The sequence below is a fragment of the Rhizobium sp. Rhizsp82 genome (genome assembly GCF_047325115.1).
Lineage (GTDB): Bacteria > Pseudomonadota > Alphaproteobacteria > Rhizobiales > Rhizobiaceae > Rhizobium.
In genome coordinates, this window is record NZ_CP168570.1 from 3,561,194 (window position 1) to 3,577,726 (window position 16,533).

At 61.7% G+C, this 16,533-nt stretch carries 11 protein-coding genes and 1 pseudogene; 6 read left to right on the forward strand and 6 right to left on the reverse strand.

The window, feature by feature from the left end:
* Positions 1–32: 32 nt before the first annotated feature.
* Together dapB and ACEN84_RS22765 are read right to left on the reverse strand one after the other, a co-directional pair.
* Positions 33–806 carry a 4-hydroxy-tetrahydrodipicolinate reductase gene (gene dapB, locus ACEN84_RS22760; RefSeq protein ID WP_413710001.1) on the reverse strand — a complete coding sequence of 258 codons (774 nt, stop codon included), beginning with the start codon at positions 804–806 and terminating at the stop codon, positions 33–35.
* A gap of 148 nt (positions 807–954) precedes the next feature.
* Positions 955–3,561, reverse strand: a complete 2,607-nt coding sequence (locus tag ACEN84_RS22765; protein WP_413710002.1) for an autotransporter outer membrane beta-barrel domain-containing protein — start codon at positions 3,559–3,561, stop codon at positions 955–957.
* 690 nt (positions 3,562–4,251) lie between these two features.
* On the opposite strand from ACEN84_RS22765, the gene ACEN84_RS22770 reads away from it, so the two are divergent.
* Positions 4,252–5,925: a DEAD/DEAH box helicase gene (locus ACEN84_RS22770; RefSeq protein ID WP_413710003.1), complete on the forward strand. Its 1,674-nt coding sequence runs from the start codon at positions 4,252–4,254 to the stop codon at positions 5,923–5,925.
* A 270-nt stretch (positions 5,926–6,195) separates the two neighbouring features.
* Complete coding sequence (locus tag ACEN84_RS22775; protein ID WP_203428347.1) at positions 6,196–7,980, forward strand: B12-binding domain-containing radical SAM protein; 1,785 nt, start codon at positions 6,196–6,198, stop codon at positions 7,978–7,980.
* Here the strand turns inward: ACEN84_RS22775 and ACEN84_RS22780 are convergent.
* Both ACEN84_RS22780 and iolG read right to left on the reverse strand, forming a co-directional pair.
* A pseudogene (locus ACEN84_RS22780) lies at positions 7,981–8,861 on the reverse strand (DMT family transporter).
* Between the two features lie 169 nt (positions 8,862–9,030).
* Complete coding sequence (gene iolG, locus ACEN84_RS22785; protein WP_413710004.1) at positions 9,031–10,023, reverse strand: inositol 2-dehydrogenase; 993 nt, start codon at positions 10,021–10,023, stop codon at positions 9,031–9,033.
* Positions 10,024–10,449: 426 nt separating this feature from the next.
* Between iolG and ACEN84_RS22790 the strand changes: the two genes are divergently transcribed.
* Positions 10,450–10,695: a hypothetical protein gene (locus ACEN84_RS22790; RefSeq protein ID WP_112719486.1), complete on the forward strand. Its 246-nt coding sequence runs from the start codon at positions 10,450–10,452 to the stop codon at positions 10,693–10,695.
* Here ACEN84_RS22790 and ACEN84_RS22795 read toward each other — a convergent pair whose 3' ends face one another.
* Together ACEN84_RS22795 and ACEN84_RS22800 are read right to left on the reverse strand one after the other, a co-directional pair.
* Entirely contained in the window at positions 10,696–11,196 is a 501-nt protein-coding gene (locus ACEN84_RS22795; protein ID WP_112719487.1) for a hypothetical protein, read from the reverse strand.
* Positions 11,197–11,256: 60 nt separating this feature from the next.
* A complete protein-coding gene (locus ACEN84_RS22800) occupies positions 11,257–12,261 on the reverse strand; it encodes a LysR family transcriptional regulator (protein WP_199627427.1) in 1,005 nt (334 codons plus the stop codon).
* A 273-nt stretch (positions 12,262–12,534) separates the two neighbouring features.
* Here ACEN84_RS22800 and chvE point away from each other — a divergent pair, with 273 nt between their 5' ends.
* The 3 genes from chvE to mmsB all read left to right on the forward strand — a co-directional run bounded on the left by chvE (position 12,535) and on the right by mmsB (position 16,437).
* Positions 12,535–13,599, forward strand: a complete 1,065-nt coding sequence (chvE, locus tag ACEN84_RS22805; RefSeq protein WP_112515571.1) for a multiple monosaccharide ABC transporter substrate-binding protein — start codon at positions 12,535–12,537, stop codon at positions 13,597–13,599.
* Between the two features lie 97 nt (positions 13,600–13,696).
* Entirely contained in the window at positions 13,697–15,235 is a 1,539-nt protein-coding gene (gene mmsA / locus ACEN84_RS22810) for a multiple monosaccharide ABC transporter ATP-binding protein (RefSeq protein WP_199627429.1), read from the forward strand.
* Positions 15,232–16,437 carry a multiple monosaccharide ABC transporter permease gene (gene mmsB, locus ACEN84_RS22815; RefSeq protein WP_112719490.1) on the forward strand — a complete coding sequence of 402 codons (1,206 nt, stop codon included), beginning with the start codon at positions 15,232–15,234 and terminating at the stop codon, positions 16,435–16,437. The genes mmsA and mmsB overlap by 4 nt, the downstream gene beginning before the upstream one ends.
* The last annotated feature ends 96 nt before the right edge of the window (positions 16,438–16,533 follow it).

Genomic DNA, 16,533 nt, shown 5'->3' on the forward strand with positions numbered 1-16,533 from the left:
CACCGGAGCACGGCCTCCGGTGCTTCGACCCCTCAGGATTTCCGCGTCAAACCCAGGACATCCTGCATGTCGTATTCGCCCGGCGCCCGCCCCATGACCCAGCGGGCGGCAGCCAGTGCGCCGCGGGCAAACATGCCGCGGTCGAGCGCCGAATGCGACAGCGTCAGCACTTCCTCTCCAGCCGCAAACATGACGCTGTGCTCGCCGACAATGCCGCCGCCGCGGATCACCGAAAAGCCGATTTCACCGGCCGGGCGCTCGCCGGTCATGCCGTCGCGGCTGCGCCGCTCGACGGATGAGAGCGCCACACCGCGGCCATCGGCGGCGGCTTCGCCGAGCATCAGCGCCGTGCCGGATGGCGCATCGACCTTGCGGCGGTGATGAGCCTCGAGGATTTCGATGTCCCAGGTTTCAGCGGGCAATGTGCCCGCAACCTGCGCGACGAGGCCGACCAGCATGTTGACGCCGATCGAGAAATTGCCGGAGCGGACGATCGCGACCTTGCTGGCCGCCCTGTTGATCCGTTCAAGCTCATCCGCCTCGAAGCCCGTTGCACCGATCACCAGCGCCGGTCCGTTTCTCTCCGCGCAGAGTTCGGCCAGTTCGGCCGCCGCCGATGCCGTGGAGAAATCGAGGATCACGTCCGCCGTCTCGATGGCCACGGAGCGATCGACAAGCCCGTCGCCGCCGGTCCGGCCGATGCTGCAGACGTGGGCAAAGGCAGGATCGTCGGCAAGCGCGGAAAGAATGGCGCGGCCCATATGACCCCGGGCGCCGCTGACGGCAATTTTGACAGGCAAGGTCACGGGCATCTCCATCCGCATAGGGGGCAACCGAAGCACCGGCGCGCCTCGAACCCTGCGATATGGCAAAACGGCAGCCTTGCCTACCGTCACGATGAAGACGGTTAGCCAAAGCGCCCGGCCCGCGGCGCGGACCGGGCGCTCTGATCGCTTACCACTTCACGCGGATACCGGCAGTGCCGCTCAGTGCATAGCTGCTGCCGACATTCTCGAGCGAGGACCGTGCGGTCGCTTCACCGTAGACGGAGGTGCGCTCGTCGTTCCAGCTATAGGAACCGCCGAGCGTCACACCGGCCGAGAGCCGGTCGTTTTCCGTCTTGAAGCGCAGGCCCGCGACATCGACCGCCGTTCCCTGCAGGAACTCGTAGTAGAGGTTTGCGGAGCCGTAGAGCTTGGCATGAACCGTCTTGCCGTCGGCTTTCTCCCAGCTCTCGTCACGATCGAAGGCAATACCGGCGCGGCCGTTCAGGCTGTCGCCGCGATCGAGCGAAACCGGCGCGCCGAAGGCATCATGGAAATCATCGAAATCGACCGACGAATAGATGAGCTGCGCCTGCGGCGTGATCGACCACGAACCGGCCGAGGCAAAGCGGCGCCCTGCCTCGATGCTGAGCGTCGATCCGAAGCCGCTATTGCCGCCCTTCAGGTCGGCATTGGTGAGATCGGATTTCAGCGTCGTGTCGTAGAGGGTGAACTGCCCCTGCGCATCGGCATAGAAGCCATCCGCGCCATACCAGGTGAGCGTCGCGCCGACGCCCTGGCCCATCGTCTCGATCTTGCCGTCGCCGTAGATCGAGCTGACATCGCCGGTGATCGTGCCGAAATGCGCCGTCAGCCCGCCGATCAGCAGGCCCTTGCCGCTCTGATAGAGTTCGCCGTCGACGCCGCCTTCGGCCTTCCAGAGATCGTAATCATAGGTGGCGCCGCTGGTGCTGGAAGCGGGATCGACGCGGCCATACATGCCCTCGGTGCGCATCCACACGCCATCCGGCCCGTTTGCGGCGACCGGATCGCTGCCGGTCTCCCAGTAGCGGTCGCCGACGCGCTGCTGCAGCGTGCCGATGGCATTCAGCTGCTGCAACATCTGCGGATAGACCTCGTAGATCGGCACGCCCGCCTGATAGAGCGGCGCCGTCGATGTCGCAATCAGCACCGAGCGCAGATACCAGTCGCCATCGGCAGGTGTGGCGATGCCGTTCTGATAGAGCCGGTAGGCATAGGCGCCACCGACGACGGCCTGATCGCCGTTATAGACATAGTCGCCCTGCAGCGAGAAGGTGCCGGCCGATGTGCCGCCGACATCGATGATCTTGATGCCCTCGACCGTCTGCGCCCCGGCACCTCCGGCATTCGTCACCCGCACGGTGGTCGTCCCCGCCGTATTGCCTGTGACGACGAGCTGGCTGGTCGCCGACGTATCGCCGCCGAGCACCGACTGGATATCGAGCACGCCGTTATTGCCGGTATAGTCGCCCGAGATCGTCAGTGCGCCCACGGCACCGCTTCCCGCCACGATGGTCCCCGAATTCGTCACATCGCCGAAGATCGTGCCGCTGCCGCCAAGCGTCGCAAGGTTGGTGATGTCGCCGGTGACGCTGTCGGTCGCGTCGTCGCCGATCAGCAGCGTGCCGTCGGAGACGGTCCAGTCCGTCGTGGCCGTGCCGACGCCGTCGAGCAGCCACGTGCTGGTGCCTGTTTTCTCGAACGTATCGAAATTCTGATACTGCGCGGCGGCGCCGATCTCGTCGATATGGAAGGTCTCGTTGCCGGTGCCGCCCAGGCGCAGCGTATCGTTGAGAGTCGCGTTGCCGATGACATTGCCATTGATCTCGAACCCCTTCTGGAGCTCCAGCGTGAAATTCGATGTCGCGTTCGTCGTGACGATTGCATCCGCCATGCCACTACCGGCGCTGATCGTCCCGCTGTTGACGATGGTGGCATCGGCCATCTGCACGGAGATGGCGTAGGCATTGCTGCCGCCTTCGATCGTCGCGCCGGTGTTGTTGATGATCGTCCCGTTGGTGCGGATCTGCACGCCTTCCCCGCTGAAAACGGTTCCATTTACGCCGTCGCCACCGCGGATCAACCCGTTGTTGGTCAGCGTACTGAGGGCACCGGCAGGGCCTCCGAGGAACACGCCGAGTGCGCCGTTGCCCGTAGCGCTGCTTCCCCCCTGGATTACGCCGTTGTTGGTTATGTTGGTGCCGCGCTGTGCCTGAACACCGAAGCCTCCGCTTCCAGCGCCTGAATTGGATCCGCCGGTCACAGTACCGTTGTTGACAAACGTCGTCGCGCTCAAACTTGCGCCTGTGCTCGACGTGGCTCCTCCGTCAGGTCCGCCCGTTATCGAACCATTGTTTATCAGAGACGAAGTGCTGGCGCTGCTGATGACGATACCACGCTGAGCGGTCGCCCCCGCAAGCGAGCCTTCGATCGTCACGCTTTGCCCGCCGGTATTGTTGAATTGCACATTGGCAAGAGCGAACCCTTGGGTATCGATGGTGATCGGCTTGAGCGGCACTGGCATCACTGCACCGCTCGATGAGAATCCCGCCGTCAGCTTGATCGTCGCCGTCGCATCGCCATCGGCATTGGCCGTGTTGATCGCATTACGCAGTTCGGTGTCGTTGCTGACCAGATACTCAGCCCCGAGAGCCGGGGATGCCAGACAGCTGCCGAGCAGCAATCCGGCAAAGCTCACGCCGGCGAGAAGAGACTGCTGCTTTTCGAAAAACCTGATGCCGGGGGTGGCGCTCACGAATATCTCCATAAAGTTGATTCTAATATGAACAATTACACGTCTTGAATACGCTCCCCCTGCCCGCGTTCGACCGATCCGGCAAGCAACCATTAGGTTGTAAAGCGACAAACATTTTTCAGAAAACGACACGATGTTGCGGCGCAGCAACAGAATTTTCGACTATGAAACTTTTGTAAATCAATGTGTTAAGACATTGGTAATCTTCCGAACCATATTAGAAAAACCACATGTCGCATCCGAACGCCGGAAGGCGCCGCCGCCCCCACACGCGGCAAGGACCGGACGGCATGGAGCACACCAATTGATTGAGGTCGGCGACGCTCCGCGGATCACCGTCGCGGGGCCCGAAAATCGGCTGACATCGCCGCCTGCTCCGTCGCTCCCGGCAAAGCGCAAGGCAGCCATGCGGCCCATCCCCTTGACTTTCGGCGCGAACTAGACCAAATGCAGCCCAGCTTTCACCTTCCGGCCGCCGCGTGAGCGTGCCCCTGCCAGCAAATAGGAGCAGGAAGAAGGGGCAAAGCGCATTTCGAAGAGACCGCACCCAAGACGCGGCAGAAGCGCTGGAAAGCTTTTTCCAACAAGACAAGTTCCCACTTCACGCGGGGTTCTTGACGCCAGAACGACACCGGACCGCATAGGGCGCTCCGGTGGTTTGCTTTTGGCGCGCCCTGAAAAGGTTATGACTTGACCACTTTTGAATCGCTTGGTGTCTCCAAGCCGGTTGTCGCCACTCTTTTCCAGCTCGGCATCGAAACGCCGACCCCCATCCAGGAAAAGGCAATTCCGCTTCTCATCCAGGGCCGCGACCTGATCGGCCTTGCGCAGACCGGCACCGGCAAGACGGCCGCTTTCGGCCTGCCGCTCATCGAGAAGCTCATCCATGAAGAACGCCGCCCCGACAACCGCACGACCCGCACGCTGATCCTGGCGCCGACCCGCGAACTGGTGAACCAGATCGCCGTCAACCTGAAGAACTTCCTGCGCAAGTCGCATCTGCGCATCAACGTCGTCGTCGGCGGCGTATCGATCAACAAGCAGCAGCTGCAGCTCGAAAAGGGCACCGATATCCTCGTTGCCACGCCCGGCCGCCTGCTCGACCTCGTCGCCCGCCGCGCCATCGGCCTCACCGCCGTGCGCTACCTGGTGCTCGATGAAGCCGACCAGATGCTCGACCTCGGCTTCGTCCACGATCTGCGCAAGATCGCCAAGATGGTGCCGAAGAAGCGCCAGACCATGCTGTTTTCGGCCACCATGCCGAAGTCGATCGCCGATCTCGCTGCCGACTACCTGACCGATCCCGTCACCGTCGAAGTCACGCCTCCGGGCAAGGCTGCCGACAAGGTCGAGCAGTATGTCCACTTCGTCAACGGCAAGAACGACAAGACCGATCTCCTGAAGAAGTCGCTGACGCAGAACCCCGATGGCCGCGCCATCGTCTTCCTGCGCACCAAGCACGGCGCCGAGAAGCTGATGAAGCATCTCGATTCCGTCGGCTACTCGGTCGCCTCGATCCATGGCAACAAGAGCCAGGGCCAGCGCGAGCGCGCCCTCAAGGCCTTCAAGGACGGCGATATCAAGACGCTGATCGCCACCGACGTCGCCGCCCGCGGCATCGACATCCCGGCTGTCAGCCACGTCTATAATTACGACCTGCCGGAAGTTGCCGAAGCCTATGTCCACCGCATCGGCCGTACCGCACGTGCCGGCCGTGACGGCATCGCGATCGCCTTCTGCGCGCCGGATGAAGCCCGCCTGCTCCGCGACATCGAGAAGCTGATGAACATCAGCATCGCAGTTGCCAGCGGCGAAGCTCCGGCCGACATGCGCGCTGCCCCGCGCCGTGGAAACGGCAACGGCAATGGCAACAACCGCAATCGCGGCGGCGAGCGCCGTGGTGGTGGTGAGGGCCGTTCCGGCGAAGGCCGCAGCGAAAACCGTAACGGCGGCGAAGGCCGCGGCAACCGTCCGCAGCGTCCGCGCCGCGAAGGTGAAGCCGGCGAAGTCCGCGCCGGTGGCGAAGAGCGCCGCGAGCGCCGTCCCCGTCCCGAGCGCCAGAAGCAGCGCAACGAGGACTTCCGCGGCCAGCGCCGTGGCGAAGCGACCCCGGATGCCGGTCCCGACAACGATCTCGCATCGACCTCGGATTTCCGCACGGCCAAGAAGCCGCAGCGCCCGAACCATGCCGGTGGCGAAAACCACAATCGCCATCACCCCGGCGCTGCCCGCAACGGCAACGGCCGTCCCGGCCGCAAGCATGGCGAGGGCCAGCAGGCCCATGGCGAGCGCAAGGACGGCTCCGGCGGCATGCGCCGCAAGGGTCCCCGCAATGGTGGCGGCCAGCGCCGCGAACAGGCCTGAGACAGGTCTGAACACTGAATTCAGAAAGAGGCCGGTATCATCCGGCCTCTTTTTGTTTTAGAACCACGGTGACGGAATACTTCCGGACCGGCGGCCTTGAACAGCCGCGGCCCGGCAGCCATATGCGAACGAAATTGCAATCTGCATTGCGAGACGCCGGGGTCTATCGTCGATCAGAGCAGATTTGTTTGAAAGCCAGCGTCTGAGAGGCGGCTGGAGACGATTACGTGCATTCCATTTCAAGCTCCCATTGATCAAGAGAGACTGCCCGTGCCATTGCCTCAAAATTCCAGCGCCAAGCGCTTCCAGCTGATTCTGATCAAGCCGTCGCATTACGACGACGATGGCTACGTGATCCGCTGGTGGCGGGCGATGATCCCGTCCAACTCGCTGGCAGCACTCTATGGCATCGCCGCCGACTGCGCCGAACGCGAAGTGCTCGGCCCCGGTGTCGGCATCGATATCAAGGTGATCGACGAGACCAATACCCGCGTCAACATTCCCGAGCTTCTGGCGCAGCTTGCCCGGCACGGCAATTTCGGCATGGTCGGACTGATCGGCGTGCAATCGAACCAGTATCCCCGCGCGCTGGATATCGCCCGCCCCTTCCGCGCCGCCAATATTCCGGTGTCGATGGGCGGTTTCCATGTGTCGGGCTGCCTGTCGATGCTCGACGGTAAGGCAGTCGAACTCGATGCCTGCCGCGAGATGGGCATCTCGATGTTCGCCGGCGAAGCCGAGGGCCGTCTCGATAAGGTGCTGCAGGATGCCGCCTACGGCCAGCTCGAGCCCGTCTACAATTTCATGAACGACCTGCCGGGCATCGGCGGCACGCCTGTGCCCTTCCTGCGCAAGGAAAACATCCAGCATACGCTCGGCCTCTCCAGCAGCTTCGATGCCGGCCGCGGCTGCCCCTACCAGTGTTCCTTCTGTACCATCATCAACGTCCAGGGCCGCAAGTCGCGCTTCCGTTCCGCCGATGACATCGAGAAGCTGGTGCGGATGAACTGGGCGCAGGGCATCCACAAGTTCTTCATCACCGACGACAACTTCGCCCGCAACCGCGATTGGGAAGCGATCTTCGACCGGCTGATCGAACTCCGGGAAAAGGACGGCATTCCGCTCGGCCTGATGATCCAGGTCGATACGCTCTGCCACAAGATCCCGAACTTCATCGAGAAATCGAAGCGCGCCGGCGTCACGCGCGTCTTCATCGGCCTCGAAAACGTCAATCCGGACAATCTGACGGCCGCCAAGAAGAACCAGAACAAGATCACCGAATATCGCAAGATGCTGCTCGCCTGGAAGGCGCAGGGCATCATGACGCTCGCCGGCTACATCCTCGGCTTCCCGGCCGATACGCCGGAGAGCATCCGCCGCGACATCCAGATCATCCAGCACGAGCTCCCCCTCGATGTCATCGAGTTCTTCGTGCTCACCCCGCTGCCGGGCTCCGAGGATCACCAGACCCTCTGGCGCAAGGGCGTCGAGATGGAAAAGGACCTCAACGTCTACGACGTCGAGCATGTCTGCACCGCGCATGAGAAGATGAGCCGCGAAGAGTGGGAAAGCGTCTATCGCGAGGCCTGGTCGCTCTATTATTCACCCGAGCACGTGAAGACGCTGCTGCGCCGCGCTGTCGCGACCGGCGTTCCGCTCGCCAGCCTCGTCAAGGTGCTGGTCTCGTTCGCCACCACCGTGCCGCTCGAGAACGTCCATCCGCTGCAGAGCGGCCTGCTCCGCCTCAAGCACCCGTCGGAACTGCGCCCGGGGCTGAAGCCGGTTCATCCCCTGCTCTTCTGGCCGCGCTTTGCCTGGGAAACCTTCAGCAAGCATATGAAGCTCGCAAGCGTCATCGTGAAGATGAGCTATGCCGCCTTCAAGATCGCCAGGGATCCGGCCTCGAAGACCTACATGGACCAGGCGCTGACCCCTGTTGGAGAAGACGACGAAGAAAAGCTCGATCTCTTCACCAAGACCGCAGGCGGCACCGCGGCCGTCAACCACGTCCGCAAGATCGCCAAGCTGACGCACACAGCGCCCGCAGCCGAGTGATCAGGCCTCGATCGCCTGAACACTCTTGCGGTTCGTCAGATAGACGCCAGTCACGACAACAACGGTGCCGAGGATGAGCGGCAGCGTCAGCGGTTCGCCGAAGGCGATGAAGGCCTCGATCGCCACCGTCGGCGGCATCAGATAGATCAGCGACGCCGCCCGCGATACCTGGCCGCGGCGGATCAAATAGAGCAGCAGCCCGATACCGCCCATCGACAGGCCGACGACCGACCAGGCGAGTGCGGCGAAGGCCTCGATGGTGCCGTCGAAATGCAGGTTCTCGAAGGCAAGCGCCAGCGGCACGGTGATGGCGAGCGCGCCGAGATATTGCAGCGTCGCGATCGCCTTCAGGTCGCCGCTGTGCAGATGCTTCTTTTGATAGATCGTGCCGTAGGTCACCGATGCCATGCCGATCAGGTTGATCGTCAGCGGCACCGCCGCATGCATGAGATCGGCCGTACCGGGTTCGAGAAGCTTCGGCGACACCGCAATGATGATCCCGAGGAAGCCGAGCGCCAGCCCGAGCTTCTGTGCCGGCTGCAGCCGCTCGCCGATCAAGAAAGGCGCGGCCATCGCCGTCAGCAGCGGCTGCATCGCAGCGATGACGCCCGAGATACCGGCCGGCACGCCATTGGCAATCGCCCACCAGATGGCGGCGAGATAGAAGCCGTGCAGGAAGAACCCGGAATAAACAGCTCGCCAGACCGTCGCCCGGTCGGGCCATTTCGCCCTCATCGCCAGACAGAGCGCCACGAAGGCCAGCGCCGAGAAGGTGTAGCGGATGGCGAGAAACGTGAACGGCTCTGAATGCATTTCGCCACGACCCAGCCGGTCGACCAGAGAAGCACGAAGATGGCGGGAGCGAAGCGGTCGAGGGTCATGATGCGGCTCGGGGCAAGAGCGAAAATATCGTTGGCTGATAGCCTCCCCGCCCGGCCGCGTCAAAGGCGAAACGTTGAAGCTAAATTCAAGTTTCGCTGATCCCCGAAAACGAAATGGCCGGGCGATTGCCCGGCCATCTCATTGTGGCTTTCGGTCGGGAGAAGGCCGTCAGCCAATCTTGATGAGCTTGCCTTCCTTGACGGACTGCACGGCAGCATCGGCCAGCGCCAGCGCCGCGAGGCCATCGGCGCCCGACGGAGAAATCTTGCTGCCCTTTTCGACCGCAGCGATGAAGGCCGCGATCTCGTTGGCATAGGCTTCCGTGTAGCGGGTCATGAAGAAGTCGTGCAGCGGCGGGCGGGTATAGCCGTCGCCGTTTGCGACTTCGATCGAAACCGGGCGCTGGTTCTCGGCCGAGACGAGACCCTTCGAGCCATGCACTTCGATGCGCTGGTCGTAGCCATAGGTGGCGCGGCGCGAGTTGGAAATCATCGCCTGCTTGCCGGACTTGGTCTGCAGCAGAACGGAAACGCTGTCATAGTCGCCGGCCTCGCCGATCGCCTTGTCGACGAGAACGGCAGCCGTTGCGAAGACCGAGACCGGCTCTTCGCCGAGCAGGAAGCGCGCCATGTCGAAGTCGTGGATCGTCATGTCGCGGAAGATGCCGCCGGAACGCTTGATGTAATCGACAGGCGGAGCGCCCGGATCGCGCGAGGTGATCGTCACCATCTCGACATCGCCGATGCGGCCGTCGTCGATCGCTTTGCGCACGGCCATGAAATGCGGGTCGAAGCGGCGGTTGAAGCCGACCATCAGCTTGGCATTGGTTTCGTTGACGACCTTGATGCAGGCGCGGACGCGGTCGACATCGAGATCGACGGGCTTCTCGCAGAAGATCGCCTTGCCGGCGCGCGCAAAGCGCTCGATCAGGTCGGCATGGGTGTCGGTCGGCGTGCAGATGACGACGGCGTCGATATCCTTGGCAGCCTCGATCGCCTCGATCGTGCGCACTTCGCAGCCATAGGCGGACGCAATCGCATCGGCCGCCTGCGGGAATGCATCGGCAACGGCGACGAGCTTGGCGTTGGCATCGCCGGTCACCGCCTTGGCATGAACCTTGCCGATACGGCCGGCGCCGAGAAGACCAAATCTGACAGTCATGAGAACCTCCCTAGGATTCGGAACAAATGGACCGAATTGCAATATTTCTGGAATTTTCATTCCATTTTCTGCGCGAGCCGTCAAGCCCGCCACTCTTTCACATTTGTGAAATCCATCTTAGAGCGCTTCCTGACCAGATTGAAGCATTCTGCCGGAGCAGGTTTTCGACAGGGCAAAGGCGATTGGCGAAGGGCATACCTATAGGTACGGCCGAGCCGATCGCCTTTGATCCTGGCGGAAAGATGCCCGGCCCCTCCGGGGTTGGCTGAAACGGGCCGGCTGATCGACCGGCTGGCTTGGCCGTAGGACGTGGCTACTACGCGCGCCAGCCGGTCGACCATCCGACTCCGTTTGAGCCAACAGAATGCTTCAATCTGGTCAGGAAACGCTCTAAAGACAAGTGATGGAAATATGACCGGAGCACTTATGCAGCTGATCGACCCGAGCCATCCCGCCTACCGCAATGCCTGGGTACGCGCACTTATCGTTGCCGTTTGCCTTGGCTGGGCAGTGCTCGAATTTTTCGGCGGCGACCCCTTCTGGGGCGTGCTGTCGGGTGCCGCAGGCGTCTACGCCTTCTATATGCTGTTCTGGACCTTCAAGCCGCAGCAGCCTGCCGAAGAAAAGCCGGCCGTCACCGAGCCTGCCGAAGAAGACAAGGATCCGGAGTGATCAGCGGCTGAGACGCCGCACCGCTTCATCGATCAATAGATTCGCCAAAGTCATGCGCCGCGTCGCGTTGTCGCGGAATTGCGGTGCCACGCGGTCGGGATGATTGAGCTTGGCAAAGGCGCGGCGCTTCTCGCCGAGCGACTGCACGGTATCCGCCGCCGAGATCGCCAGCTCCGCCGCAATGTCGGCCGGCGCCGTGCGTGACAGATGTTCGGGCATGACGGGTTCCGGCTCTGGCTCCGGTACAGGTTCTGGCTCCGGCTCGACGGCAACTGCTTCAGGTGCCGGTGGCGGCGCCTCGAATTCCAGATTGTCGAAATAGGCCTGGCCCGGCTTCTGCCCAGCGGCCGACACCCCTTCCATCACATCGAAGGCAAGGCCGGTCGAGAAACCATGGACGCGATGAACCACGGGCTGATCGCCAGCCTCGTCGTCATCCCCGCCCTCTTCCGCCTTCAGCCGTTCCAGAACCGACTGGAACACCGATTGTCCGAACAGCATGCTGCCTTCCCGTTTCGAAGGCGCGCAGTCTCCAACGCCAAGATGGCGCCGGGCTTGCGGCTAAGTCGAAACTGCGAGCGCCTCCTCCAGGATCAGATCGTAAAGCAGCCGCGCGCTCGGCGGCATCGCCCGCTCTCGGGCGGTGATCAGGCTGTAGGGCTTGACGTTGATCTCGAATTCCGTCGGCAGCATGCGGACATCCGACGCCTCCGAGCTCTGGCTCGACAGGAATTGCGCCACATCGACGGCAACAGGCGCGATCGCATCCGTCTTGCAGATGATCGCGCAGGTCAAAAGCAGCGACGAGGTGTTGACGATATTGCCGGGAACCGGAACGCCGGCGCCGAGGAAGATATCCTCGACCGTGCGGCGCAGCAGCGTGCCCGGCGGCTGGAACACCCAGTCGTAGTCGCGCAGATCGGAAAGGCTGCTCGGCCCTCCCTTGAGCAGCGGGTGGCCGCTGCGCACGATGAGACAGGCCTTCTCGACGCCGATCTCCCGCACTTCGAAAAGCCGCGGATTGAGATCGTCGGGGATGCGGCTGATGATGAAGTCGTGCCGGGCCGCCAGTAGCTCGCGCGCCAGCACGTTGCTGGTCTCCACCTGGATGTTCACCTCGATGCCGGGGAAGCTCTTGCGCACCTTGTCGATCGCCGGAACGACGAGGCTCATGGCCGGCGCCGTCACCGCGCCGATGAACACCGAACCGCCCTTCCCGCTCTTCAATTCGGCGATCTCGCGGCCGGCTTCGCGCAGCTCCAGAAGGATCTTTCGCGCACGCTTGGCGAGTGCTTCCCCGAAGGTCGTCAGCACCACGCCGCGCGCCACCCGCTCGTATAGCGGCGTCTTCACGATTGATTCCATTTCGGACAGCATTCGCGATGCGGCGGGCTGCGAGATGGCGAGCGTCTCGGCGGCGGCCGAAATCTGGCCGCTATCTTCGATTGCGACAATCATGCGCAGGTGATTCAGCTTCAAACCCGCACGAAGAAAGGCGTCATCGGCAAAATTGTCGCTGTGGATATCGACGTAATCCATCGAAATAGGCTCGGAGATGATCGTCATGGTTGCGGCCTCCCCTCCGCCTTCCATCAAAAGTAATACTTTTTAACGATATACCAAATTTGTTATGCACTTTACCACTTATTCTATTTGACAGTTATAGGATTCCGTACGAGTTTGCCGCCGTGTGCTGGTTGGCACTCAACACGTGTGAGATCGTGGAGGAGACCTACTTCGTTTCTCACCATCTGAAGTAACTATCCAATCTACGGAACCTGCCACAGTTTCGTGGTGGGCGATTTTTCGTCCGCCGATCTATTAACAAGGGAGAGAGAAATGAAATCCATTATCTCATTGATGGCTGCGGCTGCCTTCGGCGTCGCTTCGTTCGTTGTACCGGCAATGGCCGCCGACAAGGGTCTCGTTGGCATCGCAATGCCGACCAAGTCCTCGGCTCGCTGGATCGACGACGGCAACAACATCGTCAAGCAGCTCACGGACGCCGGCTACCAGACCGACCTCCAGTACGCTGACGACGACATTCCGAACCAGCTTTCGCAGATCGAAAACATGGTCACCAAGGGTGCCAAGGTTCTCGTTATTGCTTCGATCGACGGCACGACCCTCTCGGACGTTCTCCAGAAGGCTCACGACGCCGGCATCAAGGTCATCGCTTATGACCGCCTGATCCGCGACTCCGGCAACGTTGACTACTACGCAACGTTCGACAACTTCCAGGTTGGCGTTCTCCAGGCTGGCACGATCGTCGACAAGCTCGGCCTCAAGGACGGCAAGGGCCCGTTCAACATCGAACTCTTCGGCGGTTCGCCGGACGACAACAACGCCTTCTTCTTCTATGACGGCGCAATGTCGGTTCTTCAGCCTTACATCGACTCTGGCAAGCTCGTCGTAAAGTCCGGCCAGACCGGCATGGACAAGGTCGGCACGCTGCGTTGGGACCCGGCAACGGCCCAGGCTCGCATGGACAACCTGCTCTCGGCTAACTACACCGACGCCAAGGTCGACGCTGTTCTGTCGCCTTACGACGGTCTCTCCATCGGCATCATTTCGTCGCTGAAGGGCGTTGGCTACGGCACCCCGGACCAGCCGCTCCCGGTCGTTTCCGGCCAGGACTCGGAAGTTCCGTCGATCAAGTCGATCATCGCTGGCGAGCAGTATTCCTCGATCTTCAAGGATACCCGCGAACTCGCTAAGGTCACCGTCGCCATGGTTGATGCCGTCATGTCTGGCAAGGAGCCGGAAGTTAACGACACCAAGACCTACGACAACGGCGTCAAGGTCGTTCCGTCCTACCTGCTGAAGCCGGTAGCTGTCACCAAGGACAACTACAAGACCGTCCTGATCGACAGCGGTTACTACAAAGAAGACCAGCTGAAGTAATTTCAGAAGTCGGCCGGAACCCGCTTTATGGGGGGTTCGGGTCTTCGATTCTATGATCGCCTGACGGTTTTCAGGTCACGGCGCTGGATTTTTGACTATGGACAATACAATCCTCGAAATGCGGAACATCACCAAGACGTTCCCGGGTGTCAAAGCGCTCGAGAATGTGAACCTCAAGGTTCGCCAGGGTGAGATCCACGCATTGGTGGGCGAAAACGGGGCCGGCAAGTCGACCCTCATGAAAGTTCTCTCCGGCGTTTACCCGGCCGGAAGCTACGATGGCGAGATCGTCTACGAAGGCGACGTCCGCAACTTCAAGGTCCTGAAGGACTCCGAAGAGATCGGCATCGTCATCATCCATCAGGAGCTGGCCCTCGTGCCGCTGCTCTCGATCGGCGAAAACATCTTCCTCGGCAACGAGAACGCCAAGAACGGCGTCATCAGCTGGCAGGAAACCTTCAATCGCACGCGCCAGCTGCTCGCCAAGGTGGGCCTGCGCGAATCCCCTGATACGCTGGTCACCGACATCGGCGTCGGCAAGCAGCAGCTCGTCGAAATCGCCAAGGCGCTGTCGAAGAGCGTCAAGCTGCTCATCCTCGACGAGCCGACCGCATCGCTGAACGAAAGCGATTCCGACGCGCTCCTCAATCTGCTGATCGAGTTCCGCAATCAGGGCATCACCTCGATCATCATTTCGCACAAGCTGAACGAGATCCGCAAAGTCGCCGACCAGATCACGGTCCTGCGCGACGGCATGACCGTCAAGACGCTCGACTGTCACGCGGACGAGATCAGCGAAGACATCATCATCCGCAACATGGTGGGCCGCGATCTCGAAGACCGCTATCCGCCGCGCTCGGTGCCGATCGGCGAAACCATTCTCGAAGTGAAGAACTGGAACGCCTATCACCAGCATCACCGCGACCGCCAGGTGCTGCATGACATCAACGTCACCGTCCGCAAGGGCGAAGTCGTTGGCATCGCCGGCCTGATGGGTGCGGGGCGCACCGAGTTCGCCATGAGCGTCTTCGGCAAGGCCTACGGCCACAAGATCACCGGCGACGTCCTGATGCACGGCAAGTCTGTCGATGTCAGCACCGTCCGCAAGGCGATCGATGCCGGCCTCGCCTACGTCACCGAGGACCGCAAGCATTTGGGCCTGGTGCTGAACGACAGCATCCTGCACAACACCTCGCTTGCCAATCTCGCAGGCATCTCCAACAACACGATCATCGACGACATCAAGGAAAGCAAGGTCGCGACCGATTACCGGTCGAAGCTGCGCATCCGTTCGTCGGGCATCTTCCAGGAAACGGTCAATCTCTCGGGCGGCAACCAGCAGAAGGTTGTCCTCTCCAAGTGGCTGTTCTCCGATCCCGATGTTTTGATCCTGGACGAGCCGACCCGCGGTATCGACGTGGGTGCGAAATATGAAATCTATACTATCATCAACCAGCTTGCCGCCGACGGCAAAGGCGTTCTGATGATCTCATCGGAAATGCCCGAGCTTCTCGGTACGTGCGACCGCATCTACGTCATGAACGAAGGACGGATCGTCGCGGAACTGCCGAAGGGAGAAGCGAGCCAGGAAACCATCATGCGCGCTATCATGCGCTCAGGGGAGAAGAAACAATGACTCCGGTCAACCCAACAACCGAGGAAAGCAACGTCGTTTCCGTTGTTGACTACATCCGTAGCAACATCCGCGAATACGGCATGCTGATCGCGCTCGTCGCCATCATGCTGTTCTTTCAGATCTACACCGGCGGCATCCTGTTCCGCCCGGTCAATCTGACCAACCTCGTTCTCCAGAACTCGTTCATCGTCATTATGGCCCTCGGCATGCTGCTGGTCATCGTGGCGGGCCACATCGACCTCTCGGTCGGCTCGATCGTCGCCCTTGTCGGCGCGATAGCGGCGATCCTGACGGTGTCGCTCGGGGTGAACTTCTGGCTGGCCGGCGTGATCTGTATCCTCGTCGGCGCGCTGATCGGCGCGGCACAGGGCTACTTCATTGCCTATCACCGCATCCCGTCCTTCATCGTGACGCTTGCGGGCATGCTCGTCTTCCGCGGCCTGACGCTCACGGTTCTCGGCGGCAAGAACATCGGCCCCTTCCCGAAGGAATTCCAGGTCATCAGCACCGGCTTCCTGCCGGGTGACATGATCGACATCGCCGGCATCCCGGTCCAGTCGACCTCGCTCGTCCTGACGCTGATCATCCCGGCCGTTCTCTTCTACCTCGCCTGGCGCCGCCGCAAGGTCAATGAAAGCCACGGCATCGATGTCGAGCCCTTCGGCTTCTTCATCGCCCAGAACGCCATCATCACGCTCGCGATCCTCGCGCTCGGCTGGCAGCTGTCGACCTATCGCGGCCTGCCGAACGTTCTCGTCGTCATGCTGGTGCTGATCGCGATCTACACCTTCGTCACCCGCCGCACGACCATCGGCCGCCGCGTTTACGCCATGGGCGGCAACGAGAAGGCCACGAAGCTCTCCGGCATCAACACCGAACGCCTGAGCTTCTACACCTTCGTCAACATGGGTGCGCTTGCAGGTCTCGCCGGCATCATCGTCGCGCTGCGCCTCAACTCGGCAACCCCGAAGGCCGGTGTCGGCTTCGAACTGGACGTTATCGCCGCCTGCTTCATCGGCGGTGCATCGGCTTCCGGCGGCGTCGGCAAGATCACCGGCGCAGTCATCGGCGCCTTCATCATGGGCGTCATGAACAACGGCATGTCGATCATCGGCCTCGGCATCGACTACCAGCAGATGGTCAAGGGCGCAGTCCTTTTGGCCGCCGTCTTCTTCGACGTCTATAACAAGAACAAGGGCTGAGCGCTTCGGCGCCAGCTCCATGCATTCGCATTCGCAGTCATGAAAACGAATAATTCCGGCTCCCTCTGGAGCCGGAGAGGCGGAGCATTATCCGCA